Source organism: Frateuria sp. YIM B11624 (assembly GCF_049727805.1).
GTDB lineage: Bacteria > Pseudomonadota > Gammaproteobacteria > Xanthomonadales > Rhodanobacteraceae > Frateuria_A.
In genome coordinates, this window is the sequence record NZ_JBCNYA010000011.1 from 1 (window position 1) to 25,456 (window position 25,456).

The following is a 25,456-nucleotide window of genomic DNA, read 5'->3' on the forward strand; positions in this document are numbered from 1 at the left end:
GGCGCGGGCTCCGGCCCGCGCTGCGCATCGCCGCGGTGATGGCGGGCCGCAGGCGTAGGGTGGGCTTCAGCCCACCGGCTCCGAAGCGGAAGAAAGCGGTGGGCTGAAGCCCACCCTACGCACCCTCCGATGGTGCTAGCGGGTGTAGTAGCTGCCGCTCGCCACCAGCACCTTCGGCACGCAGAAGGTCCTGGGCAGCACGGCGATCGCCACCGGCACGCCAACGCTTTCCTCCACGCCACCGGCGGCGGCGCAGTCGGCTCCTTCCGGCAGGCGGTAGTGGATGATCCGCACGGTGTACTGCGGGCACACGTCCGAGCAGGGGAACCAGGCCACCACCGGCATGCCGTGGTTGCGGCCGAGCTCGACCGTCTGGCCCATCATCGCCTGCTTGTCGAACGGCCTGGCCGCGTAGGCCGCGAGCGCCGCGTCGTCGAGCAACCCGGGCTCGCTCGCGCGGGTCGCGCAACCGGCGCTCGCAAGCACACAAAGCAGGGCCAGCGCAGCGGGGATGGAAGGTCTCATGGGCGACTCCGTGAGCGGGTTCACCAAACTAGCGCAAGGCGGCCGCGGGTGCGTCAAGGCGGCGGTGACGTGGCCGATAAGCGCATCGACCGGCCCTGGACGCGCCGGGCGGGCGATGAGGATCGCCCGCGGCCAACGAACCTGACGTGATCATCAGCCAACCATCCATCGCTTCCCGCCTGCGCGGCCTGTGGGCCACGCGCGGCCAACGCCGCACGCGCGCCGACCTGCTCGGACGCATCGCCGCCATCGACCAGGTGCAGGCGGTGATCGAGTTCACTCCTGCGGGCGTGATCCTCGATGCCAACGAGAACTTCCTGCGCACCTTCGGCTACACCCGCGAACAGGTGGTCGGCCAGCACCACCGCATGTTCGTCGATCCTGCCGAGCGCGAGGGCGAGGCCTATCGCAGGTTCTGGCAGCAACTGGGCGAGGGCCGGCACGACAGCGGCCTGTACCGGCGCCTCGCCCGCGACGGCCGCGAGGTGTGGATCCAGGGCAGCTACAGCCCGGTCCGCGATGCACTGGGCCGCGTGCGGCGCGTGGTCAAGCACGCCACCGACGTCACCGCGCAGCGCCTGCAGGCGGCTGACATGGAGGGCCGGCTCAACGCCATCGACCGCGCGCAGGCGGTGATTACCTTCGACCTCGACGGCGTCATCCTCGACGCCAATGCCAACTTCCTCGCCGCGCTCGGCTACCGGCGCGAGGAAGTCGTCGGCCAGCACCACCGCATGTTCGTCGAGCGCGCCGAACGCGAGAGTCCGGCCTACCGACAGTTCTGGGAACGGCTGCGTCATGGCGAATACAACGCGGCGTTGTACAAGCGCGTGCGCCGCGACGGCAGCCCGATCTGGATCCAGGCCAGCTACAACCCGATCTTCGACTTGGCCGGGCGGCCGCTAAAGGTGGTCAAGTACGCCACCGACGTGACCCGCCAGACGCTGGCGGCGCAGGCCCTGCGCCACTCGCTGGAACAGCTCAACGACACCGTGCCGGCGATCGCCGGCGACGCGCAGAACGCCAATCGCCTGGCCGGCGACGCCAGGCACAGCGCCGGGACCGGCGGCGCGCTGGTGCAGGAGCTGGTGGGCGCCATCGGCGACATCAACGAGCGCGCCAGGGCGATGGCCGAGATCATCGAGGTGATGGATTCGATCGCCTTCCAGACCAACATCCTGGCGCTCAACGCCGCGGTGGAGGCGGCCCATGCCGGCGAGCTGGGCAAGGGCTTCGGCGTGGTCGCGCAGGAAGTGCGCGCGCTGGCCCAGCGCAGTGCGCAGTCGTCGAAGGAAATCCACGAACTGGTGCAGAACACCGTCGATGCGCTGGCCGGCTGCAGCAGCCGCGCGCAGCGCGCCGGCGAGGCCATGCAGGCGATCACCGGTTCATCCGCCCAGGTGGACGAACGCATCCGCCAGATCGCCGAGGCCGCCCGCTCGCAGGCCGACGGCCTGGCTCAGGTCGGTCGTACCCTGGCCGACCTGCAACTGGACGCGGCCGCCTGAATCAGCTCCCGCGTGCCGGCACCGCGCGGCCGTGCCGCGCCAGCCGGGCGTTCAGGCGATCGAGCGCCAGGTAGATCACCGGCGTCAGGTACAGCGTGAGCACCTGCGACACCACCAGGCCGCCGACCACCGCCAGGCCCAGCGGCCGGCGCACGTCGGCGCCGCTGCCGATGCCGAGCGCGATCGGCAACGTGCCGGCGAAGGCGGCCATGGTGGTCATCATGATCGGGCGGAAGCGCACGCGGCAGGCGTCGAAGATCGCCGCCGCCGGCGCCATGCCTTCCTCGCGCTGCCGCTCCAGCGCGAAGTCGATCAGCATGATCGCGTTCTTCTTGACGATGCCGATCAGCATCACGATGCCGACGAAAGCGAACAGGTCGAGTGATGCGCCGAACAGCACCAGCGTGAGCAGCGCGCCGACCGCCGCCGCGGGCAGGCCGGAGAGGATCGTCAGCGGGTGGATGAAGCTCTCGTACAGGATGCCGAGCACTAGGTAGATCACGAACACCGCCAGCAGCAGCAACAGGCCCATGCCCTGCATCGAATCCTGGAACGCCTGCGCGGTGCCCTGGATCGAGCCGCTGATCGTCGCCGGCAGGCCGATCTTTCCCATCGCGCCATCGATCTCGCTCACCGCTTGACTCAGGCTCACACCCGGCGCCAGGTTGAACGAAACCGTCACCGCCGGCAGCTGGCCCTGGTGGTTGACGGTGAGCACCTGCGGCTTGCGCGCGAAGCTGGCGACCGTGTCCAGCGGCACCGCCTTGCCGGTGTTGGAGGTGACGTACAGGCGCGAGAGCACCGCCGGATCGTTCTGCAGCGAGCGCTCGACCTGCAGGATCACCCAGTGCTGGGTGGCCGCGCCGTAGATGGTCGACACCTGGTTCTCGCCGAACGCCGCGCCCAGCGCGCTCTGCACCTGCGCCATGGTCAGGCCCAGCGGCGCGAGCTTGTCGCGGTTGACCTCGACCATGATCGAGGGGCTGTTGAGATCCAGGTCGTTGGTGACGTCCTGGAAGCCGGGCAAGGCGGCGAACGCGTGCGTGACCTTCGCCGACCAGTCGTACAGCGCCTTGATGTCGATCGACTGCAGCGTGTACTGGTACTCGGACTTGCTCTGCCGGCCGCCGACGCGGATCGCCGGCGGGTTCTGGATATAGGTGCGGATGCCGGTGACCTGCGCGAACTTGTGCCGCAGCTCCTGGCTGATCTCGTCCACGTCGAGGTCGCGCTGGCTGGCAGGCTTGAGCAGCAGCAGGATCGAGCCGTTGTTGACGGTGGCGCGCGAACCGCCCGCACCCACGCTGGACATGTAGCCGGCGAGGTTCGGATCCTTCGCCACGATCGCCGCCAGCTCCTGCTGGCGCGCGACCATCGCGTCATAGGAAATGTCCTCGGGACCCTCGGTGTTCACGCGCAGCTGGCCGCTGTCGCCGGCGGGAATGAAGTCCTTCGGCGCCACCACGAACAGCAGTGCGGTGACGATGAGGCTCGCCACGAACGCGGCCATGACCAGCCGCGGGCGGTCCATGCACCAGCGCAGGCTGGACAGGTAGCCGCGGTGCACCGCGTTGAAGCCGCGGTCGAAGCCATCGATCAGCCAGTTTTTCTTTTCATGGTCGTGCGCCTTGACGAAACGGCTGCACAGCATCGGCGTGAGCGTGATCGCGACCACGCCGGAGATTAGGATCGCCACGCTGATGGTGACGGCGAACTCGTGGAACAACCGTCCCACGATGCCACCCATGAACATCACGGGGATGAACACGGCGATCAACGACAAGGTCATCGAGAAGATGGTGAAGCCGATCTCGCCGGCGCCCTTGATCGCCGCGTCGTACGGCGCCTCGCCCGCCTCGATGTGGCGCACGATGTTCTCCAGCATCACGATCGCGTCGTCCACCACGAAGCCGACCGCGAGCGTGAGCGCCAGCAGCGAGAGGTTGTCCAGGCTGTAGCCTAGCGCGTACATCACGCCGAACGTGCCGATCACCGAGATCGGCAGCGCCACCGCGGGAATCAGCGTGGCCGAGAGGTTGCCCAGGAACAGGTAGATCACCAGCACCACCAGCACGCCCGCGAGCAGCAAGGTGAACTGAACGTCATCGACCGAGGCGCGGATCGACTGCGAGCGGTCGTACAACACCTGCAGCTTCACCGACGGCGGCAGGCCCGCCTCGAACCCAGGCAGCACCTGCTTGATGCGGTCGACCGTTTCCACCGTGTTGGCGCCGGGCTGGCGCTGGATCGCCAGCACGATCGCGCGCTCGCCGTTGAACCAGCTCGCCTTCTGGTCGTCCTGCACGCTGTCGCTCGCGTGCCCCAGGTCGCCCACGCGCACCGGCGCGCCGTTGCGGTAGGCGACCACCACATGGTTGTAGGCGGCCGCGCGCTCGAGCTGGCCGTCGCTGCGGATCGGCAACTGCTGGCGCTGGCCGTACAGCGAACCGGTGGCCTGGTTGACGTTGGCGTCGGCCACCGCCGACTGCACCTGGTCGATGCCGATGCCGCTGGCGGCGAGCTTGTCCGGGTCCAGGCTGATCCGCACGGCGTACTTCTGCGAGCCGTAGACGTTCACCTGCGCCACGCCGTCGACCATCGACAACTGCTGCGCCAGCTCGGTCTCGGCGTACTCGTCCACCTGCGTGAGCGGCAGCGTGGAGGAACTCATCGCAAGGTAGAGGATCGCCGCGTCCGCCGGGTTGACCTTGCGGAAGGTCGGCGGCGTGGTCATCTCCTTGGGCAGCTGGCGCAGCGCCGAGGAGATCGCCGCCTGCACGTCCTGCGCGGCGGCGTCGATGTTGCGGTCGAGCTCGAAGGTCAGCGTGATCGAGGTCGAACCCAGCGCGCTGGTCGAGCTCATCGAGCTGATGCCGGCGATCGTCGAGAGTTTGCCCTCCAGTGGCGTGGCCACCGCGGAGGCCATCGTCTCCGGCGAAGCGCCCGGCAGGCTGGCGCTGATGCTGATGGTCGGGAAATCGACGTTGGGCAGCTCGTTCACCGGCAGCCGCGGGTAGGCCACGACGCCGAACACCAGCAGCGCCGCCATCAGCAGCGTGGTCATCACCGGGCGGCGGATGCAGAGCTGGGGGATGTTCATGGGAATGACCGGTTACCGTGATCTTGCTCCCTCTCCCCTCCGGGGAAAGGGCTGGGGTGAGGGGCGGCTCTTGCGGGAAAGATTGTTGATGCGCGGAGCCGTAGTTTTTTGACCTGGCTCTGTAGCAGCACCCTCGCGAGCCCCGTCCCCTCACCCCAACCCTCTCCCCCATCTTCGATAAAGGACGGGGGAGAGGGAGAAGAGCGATTAGCCGGCCACACGGACTTTCGTCCCTTCGACCAGCAGCATCTGCCCCTCGGTCGCGACCCGCTCGCCGGCGCTCAAGCCCTTGGCGATCACCTGCTGCCCGGCCGCCACCGGCCCTGGCGTCACGTAGCGCTGCGTGACGGTGTCGTCCGCGCCCACCACGAACACGAAGCTGCCGCGCGAGGAGCTCTGCAAGGCCACCACCGGTACGGTGACCGCGTCGTCAATGCGCGTGGTGGGCAGGGTCACCTGCACGAACTGGCCGGGCGTCAGCCGCAGGTCGGGATTGTCGAAGCGTGCCTTGAGCAGGATCGTGCCGGTGGTGTTGTCCACCGCGTTGTCGACGAACTCGAGCGTGCCGGCCAGCGGCCTGGCACCCGGCACGGTGGCGCGCACCGTCACCGGGCCGCGCGCGAGCGCCGCGCGCACGGCGCCGAGGCTGGCCTCGGGCAGGCTGAAGGCCACCCGGATTGGCTGCACCTGGTTGAGCACCACGATGTCGGTGGACTGCGCGCTCACCTGCGCGCCGGGCCACACCAGCGGCGCGCCGGTGATGCCGTCGAACGGCGCCACGATGCGCGCGTAGTCGAGGTTGGCCTGGGCCAGTTCCTGCGCGGCGCGGTCGCCCTGCAGCGTGGCCTGCGCCACGGCGAGGTTGGCCTGGTAGGTGTCGTAGTCGGCCTTGGAGACGTAGCCCTTGGCCAGCATGTCGGCGTAGCGCTGCCGATCGGCTTCGGCCTTCTTCAGCTGCGCCTGGTCGCGCGCGACGGCGCCCCTGGCCTGGTCCAGTTGCGCCTTGAGCAGGCGCGTATCGAGCTGCGCCAGCAACTGGCCCTTCCTCACCCGGCTGCCCGGCTGGAAGGCCAGCGATTCGAGCTGGCCGGAAACCTGCGCGCGCAGCGTGACGCTGGACCACGCCTCGGCGCGGCCGACCAGGTCGAGCGAAAGGTCGAGGCTGCCCCGGCGCGCCACCGCCACCTGCACCGGCACGGCGCTGGACGCCGGCTTCGGGTCGGACGCGCTGGCCGCCGGACGCCACGCGAAACGTACCCCGAGGGCGACGAGCACCAGGACAGCCAGCAGCAACAGTATCTTTTTCGGGGACATGCAGACGTTCGATCCGGGGAGAGCCCGCGGTCAACGCGCGGGCAGGCCTCTGCCATGGGGCGAACCTGCCACAACGCGGCAGCCGGCCAGAGGTTTACCTGTCACGGCATTTTCCCCGCGCCGTGCCCACCGGCCCACCGCCAGAGGGCATGGACCCGAGTCACTCGCCGCCGGTTTCGGTCTGGTCCAGCGCCTGCAGGTTGTCCTTGATGCGGCCGATCACCGCCAGCGCCTGGCTCAGTTCCTCGGCGCTGATGCCGGCGGTGGCGTCCTTGCGCAGGCCGCGGCCGATGTCCTGCATGTCGTCGATCACCGCACGCGCACGCGGGGTCAGGTGCAATCGCCAGGCGCGGCGATCCTTCGGGTCGGGGCGGCGTTCGACGAAGCCGGCGGCCTGCAGGCGGTCGATCACGCGGCCGACGGCGATCGGTTCCATCTCGAGGAATTCGGCCAGCTCGGTCTGCCGCAGGTCTTCCTCGCGGTGATGCAGCATCTTGATCGCGCGCCACTGCGCCCGGGTCAGCCCGAAGCGGACGGCACGCCGATCGAAGTGCTTGCGGAAAAGCAGCGTCACGTCACTGAGCAGGTAGCCGAACGGAATATCTTCGGGTTTCATCTTTTTGTTCTGCATGTCCCCATCCCAGAGCCAAGGATAAGGCGCCGTCCGCGCCAAAAACCATCGTCCATGTCGATCACCCTGCTTACCGCCGATCTCACCCGCCTGGCCGTCGATGCAATCGTCAATGCCGCCAACCGGCCGCTGCTCGGTGGCGGCGGCGTCGATGGCGCGATCCATCGCGCCGCCGGCCCGCGCCTGCTGGAAGCCTGCCGCGCGCTGCCGGAGGTGGCGCCGGGCGTGCGCTGCCCGACCGGCGAGGCGCGCATCACGCCCGCCTTCGACCTGCCGGCCGCCCACGTGATCCACACGGTGGGGCCGGTCTGGCGCGGCGGCAGCCACCACGAGCCGGAACAGCTGGCCGCCTGCTACCGCAACGCGCTGCAGCTGGCGCGCGAGCACGGCCTGCACTCGATCGCCTTTCCCGCGATCAGCTGCGGCGCCTACGGCTATCCGCCCGAACTGGCGGCCGAAGTCGCCTGCCGCAGCCTGCGCCGGACGCTGGCCGAGGCACCCGCGCCGGCGACACAGGTGCATCTGTGCTTCCTCAACGCGGCCATGACGCAACTGTGGCAGCGCGTGTTCAACGCAGCTTGAACGGGTAAAGCGGCGGCAACGGCGGCTCGCCGCCCGAGGCGGCCGCGCGCCACCGGAACCCCTGGCCGAAGGCGGCGGCCAAATCCGGCGCCGGGTCACTCGCGGTCGCGGCGAAGCGCCGCCGCTGCAACTGCTCGATGGCCGCGCGCTGGCTGGCCGAGTCCAGCGCCTCGGCCAGCGCGCCCAGGCTCGCCACGCCCGGGCGCTCCGCACGCGCCCAGGCCAGCAACGCGTGCGCCTGCGCCGCCGGATCGCTGCCGCGGGCCGCGGCGAGGAAGGCCAGGCGCAGCGCACGATGCGAGCTTGCCGCTGGTGCGGGCGCGTTCGATCCCGGACTCCTGCGGCGTCGCCACACCCACCACGTCGCGAGCGCGCCGCCGACCAGCAGCAGCGCCACCGCGAGCAGCACGATCACCCGCCACGCAGGCGCATGCGCGGGAGATGCCGGCGTGGCTGCGGACGCGGGCAGCGCCGGCGCGGCACGCGCCGGCACCGAAGCCGGGCTGGCGGGTGTCTGCGGGCCACCGGCGGCCGGCAACACCGTCAGCGTGTGCGCCGGGACGCGCGCCTCCTCGACCTGGCCGCTCTGCACGTTCCACCATTTCAGCGTGATCGCGGGAATGGTGAGCGTGCCGGCCTGGCCCGGCACCACGGCGAAGTTCTGCTGGCGGCGGCCGAGCAGCCACTGGCCGTCGTTGCGCGTGCTGGTCACCGGCTTGTCGGGATAGACCGTGGCGTTCTTCAGGTCCGGCAGGCTCAGCACGGGCAGCGCCTCGTAGGGCAACCCGGTGGCCTGCACGGTCATGGCCAGGTCCAGCGGCTGGCCGACGCGCAGCTTGCCGTCGGCGGGGAGGCCTTCCAGGGTCAGGCTCAACGCGCGCGCGGGCAGCCAGGTGCTGCTGCCCCACTGCGACGGCACCGGCTGCACGTCGATGGGTATCTGCGGCGAGGCCGCCGTCGTAGGCGTGCCCATGGCGAAGAAGCTGTCCGGATCGGTCGGGTCGATCAGTTCGCCCTGGAAGCGCAGCGACGGCAGTTCGATGGTGCCGGCATGCTGCGGGATCAGCGCGTAGCGCCGCTCGATCACGTGATAGCCGCGGCCGCTGCGCACCACGTCGTAGTCCAGGTCGTCACCCAGCCGACGCGCGTCGATGCCGGGCAGTTGCGGATCCTCCAGCGAACCGCTGCTCAGGCTGCCGGCGAAATACAGCCGCACGGTGAACAGCAGTTGCTGGCCCACGCGCACCCGGGTCGGCTGGGCGCTGGCCTCGAGGAACACGTCCTTGCCGCTGTTGGCTGCCGCCGCGGGGTTCGGCGGCGTCACGGTGAGCGTGAGCGGTTGCGTGCGCGCACCGGCAAAATCCAGCGCCGGGATCGCCAGCTGGCCGACCCGTTTCGGGCGCAACGCGATGCCGACGGTGAACTGCATGCTGCGCCGGCCGTTGATGATGCTCACGCTGGTACTGCTGGACTGGCCCAGCACGTCGAAGTCGCCGGCCAGTGCGGAAAGATCCGGCGCCTGCGCCAGGCCACCACCCTCGACGCGCAGGTTGAGCGTGACGGTATCGCCCAGTTGCACCTGGTTGCGATCCAGCGAGGCCTGCACTTGTGCCGCGTGCGCCAGCATCGGCAGCAGCGAGAGCAGCAGCAATGCGATCCACCGCCTCATGGCAGGTCGTCCTCCGTCGTGGCGCCGCCGTGGCGCTGGCGGTACTCCAGTTCGAACTTGCGCCGCAGCAGCGCGCCCGGATCGTCCGGCACGCGCTGCAGCGCCTGGCGCAGCTCGGCGGGCAGGCGCGCCTGCGGGTCGTCCTTGTCCAGCGCGCCGAGCTGGTGCTCGTTGCCGTTGGGCTTGGCGTCCGCGCCCAGTGCGCGGTCCATCTGCTGCTTGAGCGCCTGCCCCGCACGCGCCGTGCGCGCCTGCTGCTCGGCCTGTTCCTGCGGCGTCAGCGGACGACTGGCGCCCTGCTGTTCCTGCTGCCTGCCGTCGTGCTGGCCGGCCTGGTCCTGCGCGCCTTGCGCGTCGGGCTGTTGCTGGCCCTGGCCCTGCTGTCCCTGGCTGTCCTGGCGGCCGTCCTGCTGTTCGCCCTGGCGGTTGCCCTGGCTGTCCTTCTTCGCTTGCTGGTCGCCCTGCCCCTGCCTGGACTTCGAGGACTTGCCGCCGCCCTGGTTCTGCGCGTCGTTGGGGTTGTCCTGTGGCGGCGGCTGGCGGCGCAGCCAGTCCTCGACCGCCTTGCGGTTGGCCGTGGCGTCGGCATTGCCCGGATCGAGCGCGAGCGCGTGGTCGTAGGCGGCCAACGCATCCTGGTAGCGGCCGGCCTTGGCCAGTGCGTTGCCGAGGTTGTACTGCGCATCGGTGGTTTCGATCGGTCGCAGCGCATCGATCGCCGCGGCGTAGTCGTCCGCGCGATAGGCTGCCGCGCCGCGCAGGGCGGGGTCGCGGGCCAGTGCGGCGGCCTGCTTCGCGTGCCCTTCGTGCAGCGCCCGCGCCGCCTGCTGGTCGCGGCGCTGCCACAGGTCCTGCCAGGTGCCCGCTTCCGCGCGGGCGGGCAGCAACGGCAGCAGCACCAGCGGCAACAGCAGCAGCCAGCCGCGGCGGAAGGCGAGCGCCAGCAGCGGCAGCAGCGGCAGCAGCAGCCAGGGACCCCGATCCTCCCATTGCGCGCTGGCCTGGTCCGTCGCGGTGCCGGCATCGCCGCTGCGCAGTTGCGCCTGCAGGGCGTCGATGTCCGCATGGTCGTCGCGCATGGGGACGTAGCGGCCGCCACCGGCAGACGCCAGCGCCGCCAGCGCGGCATCGTCGCGTGCGGCCATCGCCACGTTGCCCTGCGCATCGCGCAGGAAACCGCCTTCGGCCAGCGGCACCGGTCCGCCCCGGCTCGTGCCCACGCCCAGCACCGACACGCGCACGCCCTCGGCGCGCGCCTGGCGGGCGGCCTGCTGCGCCTCGGTGCCGGCGTCGTCGGTGACCAGCACCAGCGAGCCGCCGCCGACGTCGGCATCGTGGATCAGCGCAGCGCCCCGCGCGATCGCCGCGGCGGCGTTGTCGCCTTCCACCGGCATGGTGTCGGGGGCCAGTGCGTCGAGCAGGTCGTTGAGGCTGTTGGCGTCGCTGGTCAGCGGCGCCACCACGAAGGCCTCGCCGGCGTACGCGACCAGCCCGTTGAGCCCGCCGCGGTTGGCGGCGAACAGGTCGCGCGCCTTGTAGCGGGCGCGATCGAGGCGGCTCGGCGTGACGTCGCGCGAGAGCATGTGCTGCGAGAGGGAAATCGCCACTACCTGCGCGGCACGGTCGGCGAACAGTGGCTGCGGCACGCGGCTCCAGCTCGGTCCGGCGAAAGCCAGCGTGGCCAGCAGCCAGCCGAAGGCCAGCAACGCGGGCGGCACGCTGCGGCGTTGCGTGTGGCCCTGCAACAGGTGCGGCAGCAGCTCGGGATCGACCAGCCGCTCCAGTTGCGCGCGCGCGCCCTGCCCGCGCACCGCCAGCGCGGCGACCAGCGGCAGCGCGAGCAGCAGCCACAGCCAGGCCGGCCGCAGGAAATGGAACTGGTGCAGCGCCTCGCTCATGCCGTGCGCTCCCGCATCGCGCCCGCGCGCGCCAGCAACACCAGTGCGAACAGCAGCACCGCCGCGCCCAGCGGCCAGCGGAACAACTCGTGGCGCGGGCGCAGCACCGGCCCGTGCTGCGGCATCGGTTCCAGTGCATCGATCGCGCGGTAGGCGTCGGCCAGCGCGTGGGTGTCGGTGGCGCGGAAGAAGCGTCCGCCGGTCTGGTTGGCGATGCGCGTCAGCATGGCCTCGTCCAGGTCGGCCGAGGGGTTGACCAGGCGCATGCCGAAGAAGTCGGGCACGCGCATCTGCGTGGCGCCGACGCCGATGGTGTAGACGCGCACGCCGGCCGCCTTCGCCGCCGCCGCGGCCTGCTCGGGCGAAATGCTGCCGGCGTTGTTGACGCCGTCGGTGAGCAGTACCAGCACGCGCGCCTGCTGCGGCAGGCCGGCCAGGCGCTTGACCGCCACCGCGATGGCATCGCCGATCGCCGTCTCGGTGCCGGCGAGGCCTACCGCGGCGCCCTTCAGTTGCGCACGCACGGCGCCGAGGTCGTAGGTCAGCGGCGTCACCAGGAAGGCGCGGCTGCCGAACAGCACCAGGCCGAGCTCGTCGCCCGCGCGGCGCGTGATGAAGTCGCCGGCGATCGCCTCGACCGCCTCGAAGCGGCTGACGTCCTGGCCGGCCAGCTGCATGTCCTCGGTGCGCATGCTGCCGGAGAGATCGATCGCCAGCAGCATGGCGCGCCCACTGCGCTGCTGGGCCTGCGGGGGACCGACCCATTGCGGCCGCGCGGCCGCGACGACCAGGCACAGCCACGCCAGTGCGAGCCACCAGCCGGCGGCCCCACGGTCCGGTCGCCGCTCGATCGCCGCCAGCGCCACGCCCGGATGCGGCAGGTGCAGCGCCTGCCCTGGCGGCAGCGGGCGCAGCCAGCGACGCAGCAGCCACGGCAGGGGCAGCAGCAGCGCTACCCACGGCCAGGCGAACTCGGGCCAGGTGAACTCAGGCACGCCGCACCCTCCGCCCCTGCATGGCGAGCGCAGCGCGCAGCCAGCGGCGCGTGGCATCCAGCGCCGCGGTGGCGTCGTAGGGCTGGCGCCGGTACATCGCAGGCTCCAATGCAATCAACTGCTGCAGCGTGTCCGCATCGACCGGCACGCGCGCCAGCGCGCCGCGCCAGGCCTCGCCGTCGAGGCGTGCGGCGGCGGGATCGTGCAGTCGGGCCACGCGTCGCAACAACTGGTGCAGGCCGGTCGCCAGCGCCGGCGCGTCGTCGGCGTGGCGCGCGGCGAGCACATCGACCTCGGCAAGGATTCCCGCGCGCCGGTGGCGTTCGCGCCGTGCACGCAGCCACAGCCAGGCGCCGGCGGCCGCACCCAGCATCAGCAGCGCCGCCAGCACCCACCAGCCCGGCGCCGGCGGCCACCACGGCGGCGCCGGCGGCAGATGGATGTCGCGCAGGGCTGGGCCCTCCGGCGCGGGTAGCACGCGCATCATCGCGGCGACCTCGCGCCCAGCAACGCGGTGACGGCCTCGAGTGGATCGGCCGTGGTGTCGAGGCTGCGCCAGCGCAGCCCCAGCGCCTGGGCCAGCGCGCCGAGACGCGCCTGGCCGGCGCCCAGCGCCTGCTGGAACTCGCTGCGCTGGCGCATGCCGTGCAGGCTGACCTCGCGGCGCTGGCCGGCGTGTTCGAGCGGGTAGCGTCCGGGCGGCGGCAATTCCAGTTCGAGCGCATCGGCGACCACCAGCACGGCGACGCTCGCATGCCGGGTCATCTCGCGCAGGCGACCGCGGGCGGCCTCGTCGCAGCTCATGCCGTCGCTGATCAGCAGCACGCGGTTGGCGCCATGCAGGCGACCGCCCCGCGCGAGCGCCTCGGACAGCGGTTCGGCCGCCTCGATGCCGCGCGTCGCGCGATCCCATTCGGCAAGCGCGCCGCACAGGCCGACCGCACCGCGCGGACCACCCTGCGGCTTGAGCAGTTGCCGGCAGGTGCCGAAGGCCATCGCGCCCACCCGCTCGCCCGCGCGTACCGCATACCAGCCGGCGACCGCAGCCGCACGGGCGGCCTGCACCGACTTGAAACGGACGCGGGTGCCGAAGCGCATGCTCGGATGGGTGTCCAGCAAGACCAGCAGGCGGCCCTCGCGCTCCTCCTGGAACAGCTTGGTGTGCAGCTCGCCGCTGCGCGCGGTGAGCCGCCAGTCGAGGCGGCGCACGTCGTCGCCGGGCTGGTAGACGCGCGACTCGGCATAGTCCATGCCGCGGCCGTAGAGCCGGCTCGAACGCTGTCCCGCCGCCAGCGCCCGGCTGTTGAGCGGCTGCGGCCGGACCCGGCCGACCCGCGCCCGCAACGCGAGCAGTTCGGCCAGTGACACGGAGGCACGGCCATCGCCATCGGCGCGCACGGGGACGGCGGACATCACGGCAGCGGCACGAGATCCAGCAGGCGGTCGATGACCTGGTCGCTGCGCACGCCTTCGGCCTCGGCCTCGTAGCTGAGCAACACGCGATGGCGCAATACCTCGTGCACCACGCCGTGCACGTCCTCGGGCAAGGCGTAGTCGCGCCCGGCCAACCAGGCGTGCGCGCGGGCGCAACGGTCCAGTGCGATGGTGGCGCGCGGGCTTGCGCCCCAGGCGATCCAGCGCTTCAGCTCGGGACCGTAGCGGCCGGCGTCGCGCGTCGCCAGCACCAGTTGGGCGAGGTATTCCTCGAGCGCCGGCGCCATGTGCACGGCAAGCGCCGCATCGCGCGCCGCGAACACGTCGGCCTGGGTGAGCAGCGCGCGCGGCGGTGCGGCCGGGTGCAGCGCGCGGCGCGCCTGCTCGCGGGCGAGCTGGAGGATGGCCAGTTCCGAGGCGGCATCCGGGTAGCCGATCGTCACGTGCATGACGAAGCGGTCCAGTTGCGCCTCGGGCAGCGCAAAGGTGCCTTCCTGCTCGATCGGATTCTGCGTGGCCATCACCAGGAACAGGTCCGGCAGGCGCCAGGTGCTGCGGCCGACGGTGATCTGCCGTTCGGCCATCGCCTCGAGCAGTGCCGACTGCACCTTGGCGGGCGCACGGTTGATTTCGTCGGCAAGCACGATGTTGTGGAACAGCGGCCCGCGCTCGAATTCGAAGCTGCCCGCCTGCGGGCGGAACACGTCGGTGCCGGTGAGGTCGGCCGGCAGCAGGTCCGGGGTGAACTGCACGCGATGGAAATCGGCCTCGATGCGCGCGGCCAGCGCCTTGACCGCGGTGGTCTTGGCCAGGCCCGGCGCCCCCTCGACCAGCAGGTGGCCATCGGCCAGCAGGGCGATCAGCAGGCAGTCGATCAGGTGCGGCTGGCCGATCACCTCGCGCTGCAGTTCCTCGCGCAGGTGCACGAAGGCCTGTTGCAGGCGGTCCGGCGTAGCGGTTTGCGGTGTGTCCATCGGCTATCCACGGGGGCGACGCGGCTACTGACCGCGACAATGGACGGAAGTTTACGGGCGCCCGTGCAAGGGTCGCGTATGCCAGACCGCACGTAGACCGGACCGCACCCGGATGGCAGGAACGAAAAAGGGCGGCCGAAGCCGCCCTTTTCCTACCTCGCCGCTACACGGTTACTGCAGCGTGTCGCTGAGGATGCGGGGCGTCACGAAGATCAGCAGTTCGGCCTTGCTGTTGTTCTTGACCGTCTTGCGGAACAACGCGCCAAGACCGGGGATGTCGCCCAGGCCGGGCACCTTGCTGATGGTGTTGGCCTTGGTGATCTCGTAGATGCCGCCGAGCACGACGGTCTGGCCGTTGTCCACCAGCACCGAGGTGTTGATCTCACGGGTGTCGATCTGCGGCACCTGGCCACTGCCCGGGGCGTCGATGAACTTGGCGAGCGCGTCCTTCTTGACGTTGATCTTCAGGTACACACGGCTGTCGGCGGTGATCGTCGGGGTGACACGCAGCTCCAGCACGGCGTCCTTGAACTGCACCGTCGCGGTGCCGCTGCCGGCCGAACCGGTGGCGCTGTTCTGGTAGGTCACGTAGCCGATCTGCTGGCCCTGTCGGATCACGGCCTCCTGCTGGTTGGCGGTGATCACGCGCGGGCTGGAGATCACTTCACCGCGACCTTCGGTCTGCGCCGCCGAGAGCTCGAGGTCGACCAGGTAGTTGGCGCCCAGGATGGCCAGGCCGAAGCTGCCCATCGGATTGGCCGCCGGCAGGTTGACGTTGAAGCCGCCGGCGCCGGTCTGGTAGGTGGTCACGCCGCTGGCATTGCTCGAGCCGATGTTGTTGTTGCCCCGCTCGATGGCCAGGCTGGCCGCGCCGTTGCTGCCGCCCTGTGGCGCGGTAGTGATCACGTTGCCGCCGCTGGTCGTGTGCAGCGCCTGCACGCCCCACTTCACGCCAAGCTCGCGGGTGAAGTCGTCGGTGGCCACCACGATGCGCGACTCGATCAGCACCTGCTGCACCGGCCGGTCGAGCACGGCGATCAGCTCGCGTAGCTCGCGGATCTTGTCCGGCGTCTCGTTGAGCAGCAGGGTGTTGGTGCGCTCGTCGAACGAGACGCTGCCACGCGGCGACAGGAAGCCGCGGCTGCCGCCGCTACCGCCGCCGCTACCGCTCTTGCTGCCGGTGGTCAGCAGCTTGGCGATGTCGGCCGCCTTGCCGTAGCTGATCGGCACGTAGTCGGTGACCAGTTCGGCGGTGTCCTCGGCCTTCAGGCGGGCCTCGGCCAGGTTCTGCTCATAGTTGGCCAGTTCCTGCTGCGGCGCGATCCAGATGACGTTGCCGTCCTGGCGCTTGTCCAGGCCCTTGGCACGCAGGATCACGTCCAGCGCCTGGTCCCACGGCACGTTGACCAGCCGCAGGGTGACGCTGCCGCCCACGCTGTCGGCCACGACGAGGTTCTTCTTGGACATCTCCGCGATGAACTGCAGCGCAGCGCGCACCGGGATGTCCTGGAAATTGAAGGTCACGCGGGTGCCGTTGTAGACCGGCGGCTGGCCCTTGGCCAGCTTGCCGTCGGCCGCGGCGTCCTTCTTGGGCGCGACCTCGACCACGTACTGGTCAGCGGTCTGGTACGAGGAGGTCTCCACGTTGCCCTTGAAGGCGATCTCCATGCGCGCGCCACCGCCCATGCCGGCGCGGGTGGTGATGGATTGGACCGGCGTGGCGAAGTCCAGCACGTCCAGGCGCTGCGCCTGCTCGGCCGGCAGCTTCACGTGGCTCAGGTTGACGATGAGCTTGTCGCCCTCGCGGCGCATGTCGGCATCGGCACCGGCACCGCTGAAGCTGACCAGCACGCGGCCCTCGCCGTTGGGGCCACGGCGGAAATCGATGCCGGAGACCGACGGGCCGTTCATCGCCGAAGGCAGGGCCTTGGTCGGATCGACGGCGGAGGCGGTGGTGGTCGTCTGCGCCTCGCTGCCGTTGTTCACGGTCAGCACCAGGTCGTTGCCGTCGACGCGCGTGCGGTAGGAGGCTTCGCGCATCAGCTCGACCACCACGCGGGTGCGTCCGCCAGCCGAAACGGCCGAGACGCCGGAGGTCGAGCCCTTTCCGATGTCGAGATGACGCGGCGCCGCGTTGGTGGTGTCGGCGAAATCCACCGCGATGCGCGGCGGGTTGCCGGTGGTGAAGATACGCGGCTCCGGCGGCGGGCCGCCGGCGAAGTTCATGTGCAGCTCGACGCGGCCCCCGGGCAGCGTGTCGTAGCTGATTCCCTTGAGCGTATTGGTGGCCGCCAAGGCATCGCCCGTCCACGCGGCGGCGACGATCAGCAGGCCCATCAGGCAGCGACGTGCGTGGCGCATGGCTCGGCCCCGGACAGGTTGGTTGTGGTTGCTCATTGCGTCAGCCCCTGTGTTCATTTCTCGCCGAGCCCGATGCTGGCCGAACGTTCCATCCAGCCGCCATTGCCATTGGAAACCAGTTCGACCAGATCGATGTGGTCTTCCGCGATGTCGGTGACCCGACCGTAGTTCTGCCCCATGTATTCATTGCGATGGACGCGGTGGATCACGCCACCGGGGTCCTTCACCAGCGCTTCCATCCCCGCGCCGGTGCCGACCGTGCCGACCATCTTCAGGCTGTCCAGCGCGAACATCTCCAGCGGCTGCTTGGGCCGGTCTTCGTCCGGACGCGGGCCGTTGGAGGAACCGCCGGGCTGCTGTTCGGCCGTGCTCGCGCTGAACGGGTCGCGCTTGCCGTCGTCGGAGTACTGGAAGGTCTCGAAGGTCTTGATGACCGGCAGCGGCGGGATCGGAGCGCCCTTCTTGCTCTTCTCCTGCGCGACCCAGTCGCGCAGGTCGGACATGCCGCGGGTGCAACCGGCCAGCAGCAGCAGGGCGGCGAGCATCAGCAGCAGCTTCGCCAGGCTGGCGGGCCGAATGGCATTGAAACGGCTCATTTGCGCCCCCTCGCCTTGCTCTTCGCGGTCTTGTTCGCGGCGCTCTCGTTGTCTTCCAGGTAGCGGTAGGTCTTGACCGTGCCTTCCAGCACCAACTGCCCGCCGGCCGGCGGTTCGCCGTTGGCGCCTATTGGCAACTGCGTCGACAGCGAAACGTCGTGCATGGTGAGGATCACCACCCGCGGCAGCGAAGCCACGCCGCTGATGAAATTGCCGAACTGGTGGTAGGTGCCCACCATCTTCAGTTCGATCGGCTCTTCCGCGTAGAAGTCCTTGGGATGCTCGCTGCCCGGGTCGAAGGTCTGGATTTCCAGGCCGGCAGACAATGCGGTCTGCGAGATGTCCACGAGCAGCTCGGGCATCTCGGTCTTGCTGGGCAGCTGGCGCAGCAGCTGGCGCAGCATGTCCTGCATCTCGTCCAGCTGCTGCTGCAGAGCCTCGAGGTTGACCGACTTGGCCTGCTTCTGGCTGAACTCCTGCTTGAGCGAGTCCTCCTTGGAGGCCAGGCTCGCCAGCGAATCCTGCTGGTCGCTGACGTGCAGATACCAGCCCAGGAACATCACGATCAGGAACACCAGCACGGTGAAGAACAGCTTGACCGACTTCGACCAGCCACCGATGTTGTTTCGATCGAGGCTGCGCAATTCATCGAAGAACTTCATTTGCCGGCCTCCCCGTGGGTGCCCGAGGCCGCGGATGCCGATGCCGCAGGCGCGCCCTGCAGCAGCACCGGCGTCTTGCCGGGCTCCTCCGCGCCGGGCTGGCTGAGCTTGACCCGCAGACCGAACGTGTAGGGCATCCGCCCGGCGCGGTACTTGATCTCGGTCTTGTCCAGGTCGGCGCCGCCCATCCAGGGCGAAGCGTCGAGGTTGCGCATGTACTCGGCCACGCTGGCGTTGGACTGGGCCACGCCGTAGAGCACCATCGAATCGGAGTTCTGCTTCATGCTGGTCAGGCGTGCGCTCGCGGGAATGGTCTTCACCAGTTCGTCGAACAGGTGGACCATCTGCGAGCGGTTGGCCTGCAGCTGCTCGATGATCTGCTTGCGCGCGAGCAGACGCTGGCGGACCTTCTCCAGGTCCTTGATCTTGGCGATGCGTTCGTCCAGTTGCTTGATCTGGCCTTGCAGGTAGGCGTTGCGCTCGTTCTGGTTGTCGATGCGCATGCCCATCCAGAACGACCACAGCAGCAACACCAGCAGCGCCGCCACGAAGGCTGCGCCCAACTGCATGAAGAATTCCCGCTCGCGCTGCTTGCGCCGTTCGGCACGCCAGGGAAGTAGGTTGATGTGTGCCATCAGTCGAAACTCCTGAGCGCCAGGCCGACGGCGATCATCAGGGCCGGGGCATCCTGCGCCAGCGACTGCGCCTGCACCTTGGGCGACAGCGACATGCGCGCCAGCGGGTTGGCCACCATGCAGGGCACGCCCAGCTGTTCCTCCAGCATCGGGCACAGCCCTTCGATCGAGGCGCAACCGCCGGCCAGCACCACCTGGTCGACCTTGCTGTACTCGCTGCCGGCGAAGAAGAACTGCAGCAGGCGGCTGATCTGCTGGATCAGCGCCTCCTTGAACGGCTCCAGCGCCTCCGCCTCATACGACTCGGGCAGGCCGCCCTTGCGCTTGGCGCGGCCGGCTTCCTCGTAGGACAGGCCGTAGCGGCGCATGATTTCGTCGGTCAGCTGCTTGCCGCCGAATACCTGCTCGCGCGAATAGATGGTGCGCTGGTGGCGCAGCACCGACAGCGTGGTCATGGTGGCGCCGATGTCGACCACCGCGACCAGCGCGTCTCGGCTGACGTTGAGCTGGTCGACCAGCATGGTGAAGGCGTTTTCCATCGCGAAGGCCTCCACGTCGACCACCCTGGCGGCCAGGCCGCCCAAGTCGAGCGCGGCCACGCGCATGTCCACGTTCTCGGTACGCGACGCGGCCAGCAGCACGTTGTTCATGTCCGGGTTGTCGCGCACCGGTCCCAGCACCTCGAAGTCGAGGCTCACCTCGTCGATCGGGTACGGGATGTACTGGTTGGCCTCGACCTGGATCTGGCCCTCGAGGTCTTCCTCGGACAGGTCGGCCGACATCGGCACGATGCGCGTGATCACAGCCGAACCGGCGACCGCGGCGGACGCATGCTTGAGCTTGGAGCCCGAACGCGCTAGCGCGCGGCGGATCGCCTCGCCCACCGCCTCGACCTCGACGATGTTCTTCTCGACCACGGCGTTGGGGGGCAGCGGCTCGACCGCGTAGTGCTCCACGCGATAGCGCCCGCCGGCCTGGCTCAGCTGTAGCAGCTTGACCGCAGTCGAACTGATGTCGACGCCGATCAGCGGCGGCTTCTTGGGTGTAAAGAGACCCACGTTTTTCCCCCTTGCCCCTGGCGCCCGGGCCGGAAACCGGCGGATGCGCGCAGGCATTAGATCCAAAATTTAACGCAATGGCAACGGCCTACGGCAACTTTCTCAACAAAATGGCGTGATGGCCTGCACATTTGGTTGACACCGCCCCTGACGGGCCGTTTTCGCGATCCAGCCCCGGGTCGGGCGGGCGATCGATAGTGCAACATCTATACTCGACGTTGTTTTGACTTGAGTCTCGCTCTTCCAAACCATGCAAATTTTCAAGCGTCTGCTGCGCTGGGCTCTGGTCCTGGCCTTCATCGGCTTCGTCCTGGCCATCGCCGCCGTCGGAGTCGCCTACTGGCTGATTGCTCCTCGCCTGCCCTCGGTGGCGGTGCTGAAGGACTACCACATGCAGGTGCCGCTGCGGGTGCTCAGTGCCGACGGCAAGCTGATCGCCACCTTCGGCGAGACGCGCCGCATCCCGGTCGACATCGCCAACGTGCCCGACAAGCTCAAGCACGCCGTGCTGGCCGCCGAGGACGCCGACTTCTACAACCATCCCGGCGTGGACTGGCACGGCATCGCGCGCGCCGGCTGGCACGTGATCATCTCCGGCGGCGACAAGGGCCCGGGCGGCTCGACCATCACCCAGCAGGTGGCGCGCAACTTCTTCCTGAGCCCCGAGAAGCTCTACTCGCGCAAGCTCACCGAGATCTTCATCGCGCTGCGCATGGAGAACGAGCTGACCAAGGACCAGATCCTGGAGCTCTACCTCAACAAGATGTTCCTCGGCCACCGTTCGTACGGCGTGGCCGCCGCGGCCGAGTACTACTACGGCAAGACGCTGGACCAGTTGACCGTCGCCCAGTGCGCCACCATCGCCTCGACCTTCCAGTTGCCGTCGGTGGTCAACCCGATCAACAGTCCCAAGCGCATGCTGACGCGGCGCAACTGGGTGCTCGGCCAGATGCTGGAGCACCGCTACATCAGCAAGGCCGAGTACGAGCAGGCGGTCAACGAGCCGAACAATGCCTACCCGCACGAACAGCCGATCGAGGTGGACGCGCCCTACCTCGCCGAGATGGTGCGCCTGCAGGCGCTCGACCGCCTCGGCAACGACGCGCTGACCGAGGGCTACGTGGTGCGCACCACGGTGACCAGCACCCGCCAGCAGGCCGCGGTCGATGCCATGCGCGACGGCCTGGTCGCCTACGACCGCCGCCATGGCTGGCGCGGTCCCGAGGCGCACCAGGAACTGCCGGCCGACGCCGGCAACGACGATTTGGATCGCCTGCTGTCCGGCTACACCGACATTTCCGGCATGCAGCCGGCGATCGTCACCGCCGTCAGCCCGACCGAGGCCACGCTTTACCTGGCCAGCCGCCAGACCGTGCAGTTGGGCCTGGACGCGGTGGCCTGGGCGCGTCCCTACCGCAACGAGAACCACAGCGGACTGACACCCAAGAGCGTCGACGCCGTGCTCAAGCGCGGCGACATCGTGCGCGTCGCACGCAACGACAAGGGCGACTGGGAGCTGGCGCAATTGCCCCGGGTACAGGGCGCGCTGGTCTCGGTGAGCCCGGAGGACGGCGCGATCCAGGCGCTGGTCGGCGGCTACAGCTTCCTGCGCAGCAAGTTCAACCGCGCGGTGATGGCGGCGCGCCAGCCAGGCTCCAGCTTCAAGCCCTACCTGTATTCGGCGGCGTTCGAGCGCGGCTTCACGCCCGCCTCGATCGTCAACGACGCGCCGCTGGCCCTGCCCGACCCGTCGCGCCCGAACGGCCTGTGGACGCCGGAGAACGACGACGGCAAGTTCGACGGCCCGATGCGCCTGCGCGAGGCGCTGGTGCAGTCGAAGAACCTGGTCTCGGTGCGCCTGCTCGACGCGATCGGCGTGCGCTTCGCGCGCGAGTACATCACCCGCTTCGGCTTCCCGCTCGACGCGCTGCCGAACAACCTGTCGATGGCGCTGGGCACCGCCTCCGTCTCGCCGATGGGGATGGCGCGCGGCTACGCGGTGTTCGCCAACGGCGGCTACCTGGTCACGCCGTACTTCATCAAGGAAATCGACGACCGCGACGGCAAGCCGGTCTACGTCGCCAACCCGACCCGTGCCTGCCGCACCTGCCAGGAACGCCTGCTCGACACCCGCCCGCCCGGCCCGCCGCCGGCCGACATGGGCACGCATCCGGCCAACGCGATCGCCGCGGTGCCGGCCGGCGCCAGCACGGTGGCCGGTGTGGGCGATGCCGTGCTGCCGGCCGACGCACACGGCGAGGGCGCGCACCCGCCGCTGCTCGCGCCGCAGGTGATCGACGTGCGCAACGACTACCTGATCACCTCGCTGATGAAGGACGTGATCCTGCGGGGCACCGGCTACGCAGCCAAGGCGCTGGGGCGCGACGACCTGGCCGGCAAGACCGGCTCGACCAACGACCACCGCGACGCCTGGTTCGTCGGCTTCAACGGCGACGTGTCCACCTCGGTATGGGTGGGCTTCGACGACTTCAGCTCGCTGGGCCGCGCCAACGGCGTGGGTGAGTTCGGCGCGCAGGCCGCGCTGCCGATCTGGATGGAATACATGGGCGCGGTGCTCAAGGGCCTGCCTTCCAACGCGCTGCCGATGCCGCCCGGCATCGCCACCGTCCAGATCAACCGCCAGAGCGGCCTGCCCACCTCGCCCGACGATCCGAATGCGATGAGCGAGATCCTGAAAGTGGAGGACGTCGATCGCCTGCGCGCCCAGGCCGCGCAGCAACAGCAGAACCAGGACGAGCAGCACCCTTACGATATCTTCTGACGGCGACGCACCACTCACGCCGGATCGGCTCTGCTGCCGGTCCGGCCCTACCGGGAGGAGTGACATGGCACGCGGCGAGCACCATCGCATCCATGCGCACGATCGCCAGCAACGCAACCGGCTGCGGGTGGCCCAGGAAGCCGCCCGGCTGATGAGCGAGCATGGCATCCGCGACTTCCACCACGCCAAGCTCAAGGCTGCCGAGCGGCTGGGTATCCACGACGCGCAGGCGCTGCCGCGCAACCAGGAGATCGAGCAGGCCTTGCGCGAGCACCAGCGCCTGTTCGACGCCGACAGCCAGCCGCAGCAGCTCAAGGCCCGCCGCGAGGCCGCGCTGGAGGCGATGCGCTTTCTCGGCCGGTTCGACCCTCGCCTGGTCGGGCCGGTGCTCGAAGGCACCGCCGACGCGCACTCGGCGGTGTGCCTGCACGTGTTCAGCGACGATCCGGATTCGGTGATGCTGTTCCTGCGCGAACACGGCGTGCCGGCCGAAATGCAGACGCGGCGGTTGCGCGTGAGCCGGGAGGAACAGGCCGACTACCCGGTGCTGCTGTTCGCCGCCGACGGCCTGCCGTTCGACCTCACCGTGATGCCGCGCGACGCCCTGCGGCAGGCGCCGCTGGACCGCATCGACGAGAAGCCGATGCGGCGCGCGTCGCTCGGCGCGGTGGAGGAACTGCTGGCCGAACCGGACGCGGACGACGAGTTCGAACGCATGCTCGCCGCGGTCCGCCGCTAGACCTCCTGTCCTTGCGGGAGCGCGCTCCCGGATGCGGTGCACACGCACCCAACTGCGTTGCGGCCGCACCCAAGGGGGGCGTGCAGGAAAACCCCAAAACGAAAACGCCCCGGCATGGCCGGGGCGCTCCGTATCGGAACCACCGCTACGCTCAGCGCTTGTCGAGCGCCTTGTAGTCACGCACGTCGGCGCCGGTGTAGATCTGGCGCGGACGGCCGATGCGCGACCCCGGGGTCTCGTGCTGCTCGATCCAGTGGGCGATCCAGCCGGCGGTGCGGGCGATCGCGAACATCACGGTGAACATCTCGGTCGGGATGCCCAACGCCTTGTAGATGATGCCCGAGTAGAAGTCGACGTTCGGGTACAGCTTGCGCTCGACGAAGTACTCGTCCTTCAGCGCCGCCTCTTCCAGTTTCATCGCCACGTCGAGCAGCGGATCGTTGACGCCGAGCTCGGCGAGCACCTTGTGACACATCTCGCGGATGATCTTGGCGCGCGGGTCGAAGTTCTTGTAGACGCGGTGGCCGAAGCCCATCAGGCGGAAGTTGTCGTTCTTGTCCTTGGCGCGCTTGACGGCGGTTTCCACGCGGTCGGGCGAACCGATCTCCTGCAGCATCTCCAGCACCGCTTCGTTGGCGCCGCCATGGGCCGGGCCCCACAACGCGGTGATGCCGGCGGCGATCGAGGCGTACGGATTGGCGCCGGTGGAACCGACTAGGCGCACGGTCGAGGTGGAGGCGTTCTGTTCGTGGTCGGCGTGCAGGATGAACAAGAGGTCCAGCGCCTTGGCGGCCACCGGATTCATCTGCAGCGGCTCGCTCGGCACCTCGAACATCATGTGCAGGAAGCGCTCGACGTACTCGAGGTTGTTGCGCGGATAGCGGAAAGGCCAGCCGATCGAATAGCGGTAGCAGGCCGCCGCGATGGTCGGCATCTTGGCAATCAGGCGGATCGCGGCGAGCTTGCGGTCGTTCGGGTCATCGACGTTGAGGTCGTCGTGGTAGAACGCCGACAGCGAGGCGACCGAGGCGGCCAGCATGGCCATCGGGTGCGCGTCGTGGTGGAAGCCCTGGAAGAAGTTCTTCAGCGACTCGTGCATCATCGTGTGATGCGTGATCTGGTGCTCGAAAGTCGCGAATTCGTCCTTCTTCGGCAGCTCGCCGTTGAGCAGCAGGTAGGCCACTTCCAGGAAGGTCGACTTCTCGGCGAGCTGCTCGATCGGGTAGCCGCGGTACAGCAGCACGCCCTTGTCGCCGTCGATGTAGGTGATCGCGCTCTTGGTGCTGGCGGTCGAACCGAAGCCGGGGTCGTAGGTGAAGTGGCCGGTGTCCTTGTACAGCGTGCCCAGGTCGATGCAGGAGGGCCCCAGCGTGCCGCTCAGCAGGGGCAGCTCGGCACTGCGGTTGCTCGATTCATCGACGAGCTTGACGACCTTGGAATCGGACACGGGGAATCTCCTTCGACAAAGACGTACCGGAGGCATCCGCGAGAAGGCACCGCCCGGCAAGGGAATGGCATCGCGCTGGGGAAAGCGGCCGATGCAACCGATGCATTATCGCACATCGGCCGTGCCGACATCCGCACGCGGATGGACCGGCCAGGCACGCAAAAGGACACGGGGCGAGCCGCTGGCCCGCCCCGTGTCCTCTTCGATTGGCAAGCCCGCCACTGCCGCGGCGGCGGGCCAGAGCACGACCGGCTTACTTCTGGCCGTAGCGGCGGCGGAACTTGTCCACGCGGCCGCCGGCGTCGATGTTCTTCTGCTTGCCGGTGTAGAACGGGTGCGAATGGCTGGAGATATCCACCTTGACCAGCGGGTACTCGTTGCCGTCTTCCCACTTGACGGTTTCCTTGGTGGCGATCGTCGAGCGCGTCAGGAACGCGAAGTCGGACGACAGGTCCTGGAACACCACCGGACGGTAGTTGGGATGGATATCGGGCTTCATGACGGACTCAAAGCGGCGGGTGAAAAGAGCGGCATTATAGCGGCCGG

21 protein-coding genes are annotated in these 25,456 nt (G+C 69.3%); 4 read left to right on the top strand and 17 right to left on the bottom strand.

The window, feature by feature from the left end; translation table 11 throughout:
* Window positions 1-135: 135 nt before the first annotated feature.
* The gene (locus tag AAIL17_RS07210) at window positions 136-525 is read right to left on the bottom strand and encodes a hypothetical protein (protein ID WP_424682153.1); all 390 of its coding nucleotides are present in this window, start codon (window positions 523-525) and stop codon (window positions 136-138) included.
* A 146-nt stretch (window positions 526-671) separates the two neighbouring features.
* On the opposite strand from AAIL17_RS07210, the gene AAIL17_RS07215 reads away from it, so the two are divergent.
* Entirely contained in the window at window positions 672-2,033 is a 1,362-nt protein-coding gene (locus AAIL17_RS07215; protein WP_424682154.1) for a methyl-accepting chemotaxis protein, read from the top strand.
* A 1-nt stretch (window position 2,034) separates the two neighbouring features.
* Here AAIL17_RS07215 and AAIL17_RS07220 read toward each other — a convergent pair whose 3' ends face one another.
* The 3 genes from AAIL17_RS07220 to AAIL17_RS07230 form a co-directional block, all read right to left on the bottom strand.
* Window positions 2,035-5,133, bottom strand: coding sequence for an efflux RND transporter permease subunit (locus AAIL17_RS07220; RefSeq protein WP_424682155.1), 3,099 nt, complete (start codon window positions 5,131-5,133; stop codon window positions 2,035-2,037).
* 207 nt (window positions 5,134-5,340) lie between these two features.
* The gene (locus tag AAIL17_RS07225) at window positions 5,341-6,447 is read right to left on the bottom strand and encodes an efflux RND transporter periplasmic adaptor subunit (protein WP_424682156.1); all 1,107 of its coding nucleotides are present in this window, start codon (window positions 6,445-6,447) and stop codon (window positions 5,341-5,343) included.
* Window positions 6,448-6,607: 160 nt separating this feature from the next.
* On the bottom strand, window positions 6,608-7,063 hold the full coding sequence (locus AAIL17_RS07230) for a MarR family winged helix-turn-helix transcriptional regulator (RefSeq protein WP_424682157.1): 456 nt from the start codon (window positions 7,061-7,063) through the stop codon (window positions 6,608-6,610).
* Between the two features lie 69 nt (window positions 7,064-7,132).
* Here AAIL17_RS07230 and AAIL17_RS07235 point away from each other — a divergent pair, with 69 nt between their 5' ends.
* Window positions 7,133-7,660, top strand: coding sequence for an O-acetyl-ADP-ribose deacetylase (locus AAIL17_RS07235; RefSeq protein ID WP_424682158.1), 528 nt, complete (start codon window positions 7,133-7,135; stop codon window positions 7,658-7,660).
* Here the strand turns inward: AAIL17_RS07235 and AAIL17_RS07240 are convergent.
* The 11 genes from AAIL17_RS07240 to AAIL17_RS07290 all read right to left on the bottom strand — a co-directional run bounded on the left by AAIL17_RS07240 (window position 7,647) and on the right by AAIL17_RS07290 (window position 19,942).
* A complete protein-coding gene (locus AAIL17_RS07240; protein WP_424682159.1) occupies window positions 7,647-9,329 on the bottom strand; it encodes a BatD family protein in 1,683 nt (560 codons plus the stop codon). The two genes, AAIL17_RS07235 and AAIL17_RS07240, sit on opposite strands and share 14 nt — an antisense overlap.
* On the bottom strand, window positions 9,326-11,227 hold the full coding sequence (locus tag AAIL17_RS07245) for a VWA domain-containing protein (protein ID WP_424682160.1): 1,902 nt from the start codon (window positions 11,225-11,227) through the stop codon (window positions 9,326-9,328). Before AAIL17_RS07245 ends, AAIL17_RS07240 begins: the two co-directional genes overlap by 4 nt.
* Complete coding sequence (locus AAIL17_RS07250; RefSeq protein ID WP_424682161.1) at window positions 11,224-12,222, bottom strand: VWA domain-containing protein; 999 nt, start codon at window positions 12,220-12,222, stop codon at window positions 11,224-11,226. Before AAIL17_RS07250 ends, AAIL17_RS07245 begins: the two co-directional genes overlap by 4 nt.
* The gene (locus tag AAIL17_RS07255) at window positions 12,215-12,706 is read right to left on the bottom strand and encodes a DUF4381 family protein (RefSeq protein WP_424682162.1); all 492 of its coding nucleotides are present in this window, start codon (window positions 12,704-12,706) and stop codon (window positions 12,215-12,217) included. Before AAIL17_RS07255 ends, AAIL17_RS07250 begins: the two co-directional genes overlap by 8 nt.
* Entirely contained in the window at window positions 12,706-13,635 is a 930-nt protein-coding gene (locus tag AAIL17_RS07260) for a DUF58 domain-containing protein (RefSeq protein ID WP_424682163.1), read from the bottom strand. Before AAIL17_RS07260 ends, AAIL17_RS07255 begins: the two co-directional genes overlap by 1 nt.
* Complete coding sequence (locus AAIL17_RS07265) at window positions 13,635-14,630, bottom strand: AAA family ATPase (RefSeq protein WP_424682164.1); 996 nt, start codon at window positions 14,628-14,630, stop codon at window positions 13,635-13,637. The genes AAIL17_RS07260 and AAIL17_RS07265 overlap by 1 nt, the downstream gene beginning before the upstream one ends.
* Before the next feature lie 171 nt (window positions 14,631-14,801).
* On the bottom strand, window positions 14,802-16,991 hold the full coding sequence (gene pilQ / locus AAIL17_RS07270; RefSeq protein WP_424682165.1) for a type IV pilus secretin PilQ: 2,190 nt from the start codon (window positions 16,989-16,991) through the stop codon (window positions 14,802-14,804).
* A 53-nt stretch (window positions 16,992-17,044) separates the two neighbouring features.
* The gene (locus AAIL17_RS07275) at window positions 17,045-17,587 is read right to left on the bottom strand and encodes a pilus assembly protein PilP (protein ID WP_424682166.1); all 543 of its coding nucleotides are present in this window, start codon (window positions 17,585-17,587) and stop codon (window positions 17,045-17,047) included.
* Window positions 17,584-18,249: a type 4a pilus biogenesis protein PilO gene (locus AAIL17_RS07280; protein ID WP_424682167.1), complete on the bottom strand. Its 666-nt coding sequence runs from the start codon at window positions 18,247-18,249 to the stop codon at window positions 17,584-17,586. Before AAIL17_RS07280 ends, AAIL17_RS07275 begins: the two co-directional genes overlap by 4 nt.
* A complete protein-coding gene (locus tag AAIL17_RS07285) occupies window positions 18,246-18,884 on the bottom strand; it encodes a PilN domain-containing protein (RefSeq protein ID WP_424682168.1) in 639 nt (212 codons plus the stop codon). The genes AAIL17_RS07280 and AAIL17_RS07285 overlap by 4 nt, the downstream gene beginning before the upstream one ends.
* The gene (locus AAIL17_RS07290) at window positions 18,884-19,942 is read right to left on the bottom strand and encodes a pilus assembly protein PilM (protein WP_424682169.1); all 1,059 of its coding nucleotides are present in this window, start codon (window positions 19,940-19,942) and stop codon (window positions 18,884-18,886) included. The genes AAIL17_RS07285 and AAIL17_RS07290 overlap by 1 nt, the downstream gene beginning before the upstream one ends.
* Window positions 19,943-20,192: 250 nt before the next feature.
* Between AAIL17_RS07290 and AAIL17_RS07295 the strand changes: the two genes are divergently transcribed.
* A complete protein-coding gene (locus AAIL17_RS07295; protein ID WP_424682170.1) occupies window positions 20,193-22,724 on the top strand; it encodes a penicillin-binding protein 1A in 2,532 nt (843 codons plus the stop codon).
* Window positions 22,725-22,788: 64 nt separating this feature from the next.
* A complete protein-coding gene (locus AAIL17_RS07300) occupies window positions 22,789-23,463 on the top strand; it encodes a hypothetical protein (RefSeq protein ID WP_424682171.1) in 675 nt (224 codons plus the stop codon).
* Between the two features lie 151 nt (window positions 23,464-23,614).
* Here the strand turns inward: AAIL17_RS07300 and AAIL17_RS07305 are convergent, their stop codons facing one another.
* Entirely contained in the window at window positions 23,615-24,910 is a 1,296-nt protein-coding gene (locus AAIL17_RS07305; protein WP_424682172.1) for a citrate synthase, read from the bottom strand.
* Window positions 24,911-25,163: 253 nt separating this feature from the next.
* Window positions 25,164-25,409 (bottom strand): type B 50S ribosomal protein L31, encoded by a 246-nt coding sequence (locus AAIL17_RS07310; protein WP_291194450.1) that lies wholly within the window; start codon window positions 25,407-25,409, stop codon window positions 25,164-25,166.
* Window positions 25,410-25,456 lie beyond the last annotated feature (47 nt).

Bases quoted from the DNA above. Each gene is read 5' to 3' on its own strand.
- AAIL17_RS07210 (WP_424682153.1), bottom strand. From the start codon at position 525: ATGAGACCTTCCATCCCCGCTGCGCTGGCCCTGCTTTGTGTGCTTGCG.
- AAIL17_RS07220 (WP_424682155.1), bottom strand. From the start codon at position 5,133: ATGAACATCCCCCAGCTCTGCATCCGCCGCCCGGTGATGACCACGCTG.
- AAIL17_RS07225 (WP_424682156.1), bottom strand. From the start codon at position 6,447: ATGTCCCCGAAAAAGATACTGTTGCTGCTGGCTGTCCTGGTGCTCGTC.
- AAIL17_RS07230 (WP_424682157.1), bottom strand. From the start codon at position 7,063: ATGAAACCCGAAGATATTCCGTTCGGCTACCTGCTCAGTGACGTGACG.
- AAIL17_RS07235 (WP_424682158.1), top strand. From the start codon at position 7,133: ATGTCGATCACCCTGCTTACCGCCGATCTCACCCGCCTGGCCGTCGAT.
- AAIL17_RS07240 (WP_424682159.1), bottom strand. From the start codon at position 9,329: ATGAGGCGGTGGATCGCATTGCTGCTGCTCTCGCTGCTGCCGATGCTG.
- AAIL17_RS07245 (WP_424682160.1), bottom strand. From the start codon at position 11,227: ATGAGCGAGGCGCTGCACCAGTTCCATTTCCTGCGGCCGGCCTGGCTG.
- AAIL17_RS07255 (WP_424682162.1), bottom strand. From the start codon at position 12,706: ATGCGCGTGCTACCCGCGCCGGAGGGCCCAGCCCTGCGCGACATCCAT.
- AAIL17_RS07260 (WP_424682163.1), bottom strand. From the start codon at position 13,635: ATGTCCGCCGTCCCCGTGCGCGCCGATGGCGATGGCCGTGCCTCCGTG.
- AAIL17_RS07265 (WP_424682164.1), bottom strand. From the start codon at position 14,630: ATGGACACACCGCAAACCGCTACGCCGGACCGCCTGCAACAGGCCTTC.
- pilQ (WP_424682165.1), bottom strand. From the start codon at position 16,991: ATGCGCCACGCACGTCGCTGCCTGATGGGCCTGCTGATCGTCGCCGCC.
- AAIL17_RS07275 (WP_424682166.1), bottom strand. From the start codon at position 17,587: ATGAGCCGTTTCAATGCCATTCGGCCCGCCAGCCTGGCGAAGCTGCTG.
- AAIL17_RS07280 (WP_424682167.1), bottom strand. From the start codon at position 18,249: ATGAAGTTCTTCGATGAATTGCGCAGCCTCGATCGAAACAACATCGGT.
- AAIL17_RS07285 (WP_424682168.1), bottom strand. From the start codon at position 18,884: ATGGCACACATCAACCTACTTCCCTGGCGTGCCGAACGGCGCAAGCAG.
- AAIL17_RS07295 (WP_424682170.1), top strand. From the start codon at position 20,193: ATGCAAATTTTCAAGCGTCTGCTGCGCTGGGCTCTGGTCCTGGCCTTC.
- AAIL17_RS07300 (WP_424682171.1), top strand. From the start codon at position 22,789: ATGGCACGCGGCGAGCACCATCGCATCCATGCGCACGATCGCCAGCAA.
- AAIL17_RS07310 (WP_291194450.1), bottom strand. From the start codon at position 25,409: ATGAAGCCCGATATCCATCCCAACTACCGTCCGGTGGTGTTCCAGGAC.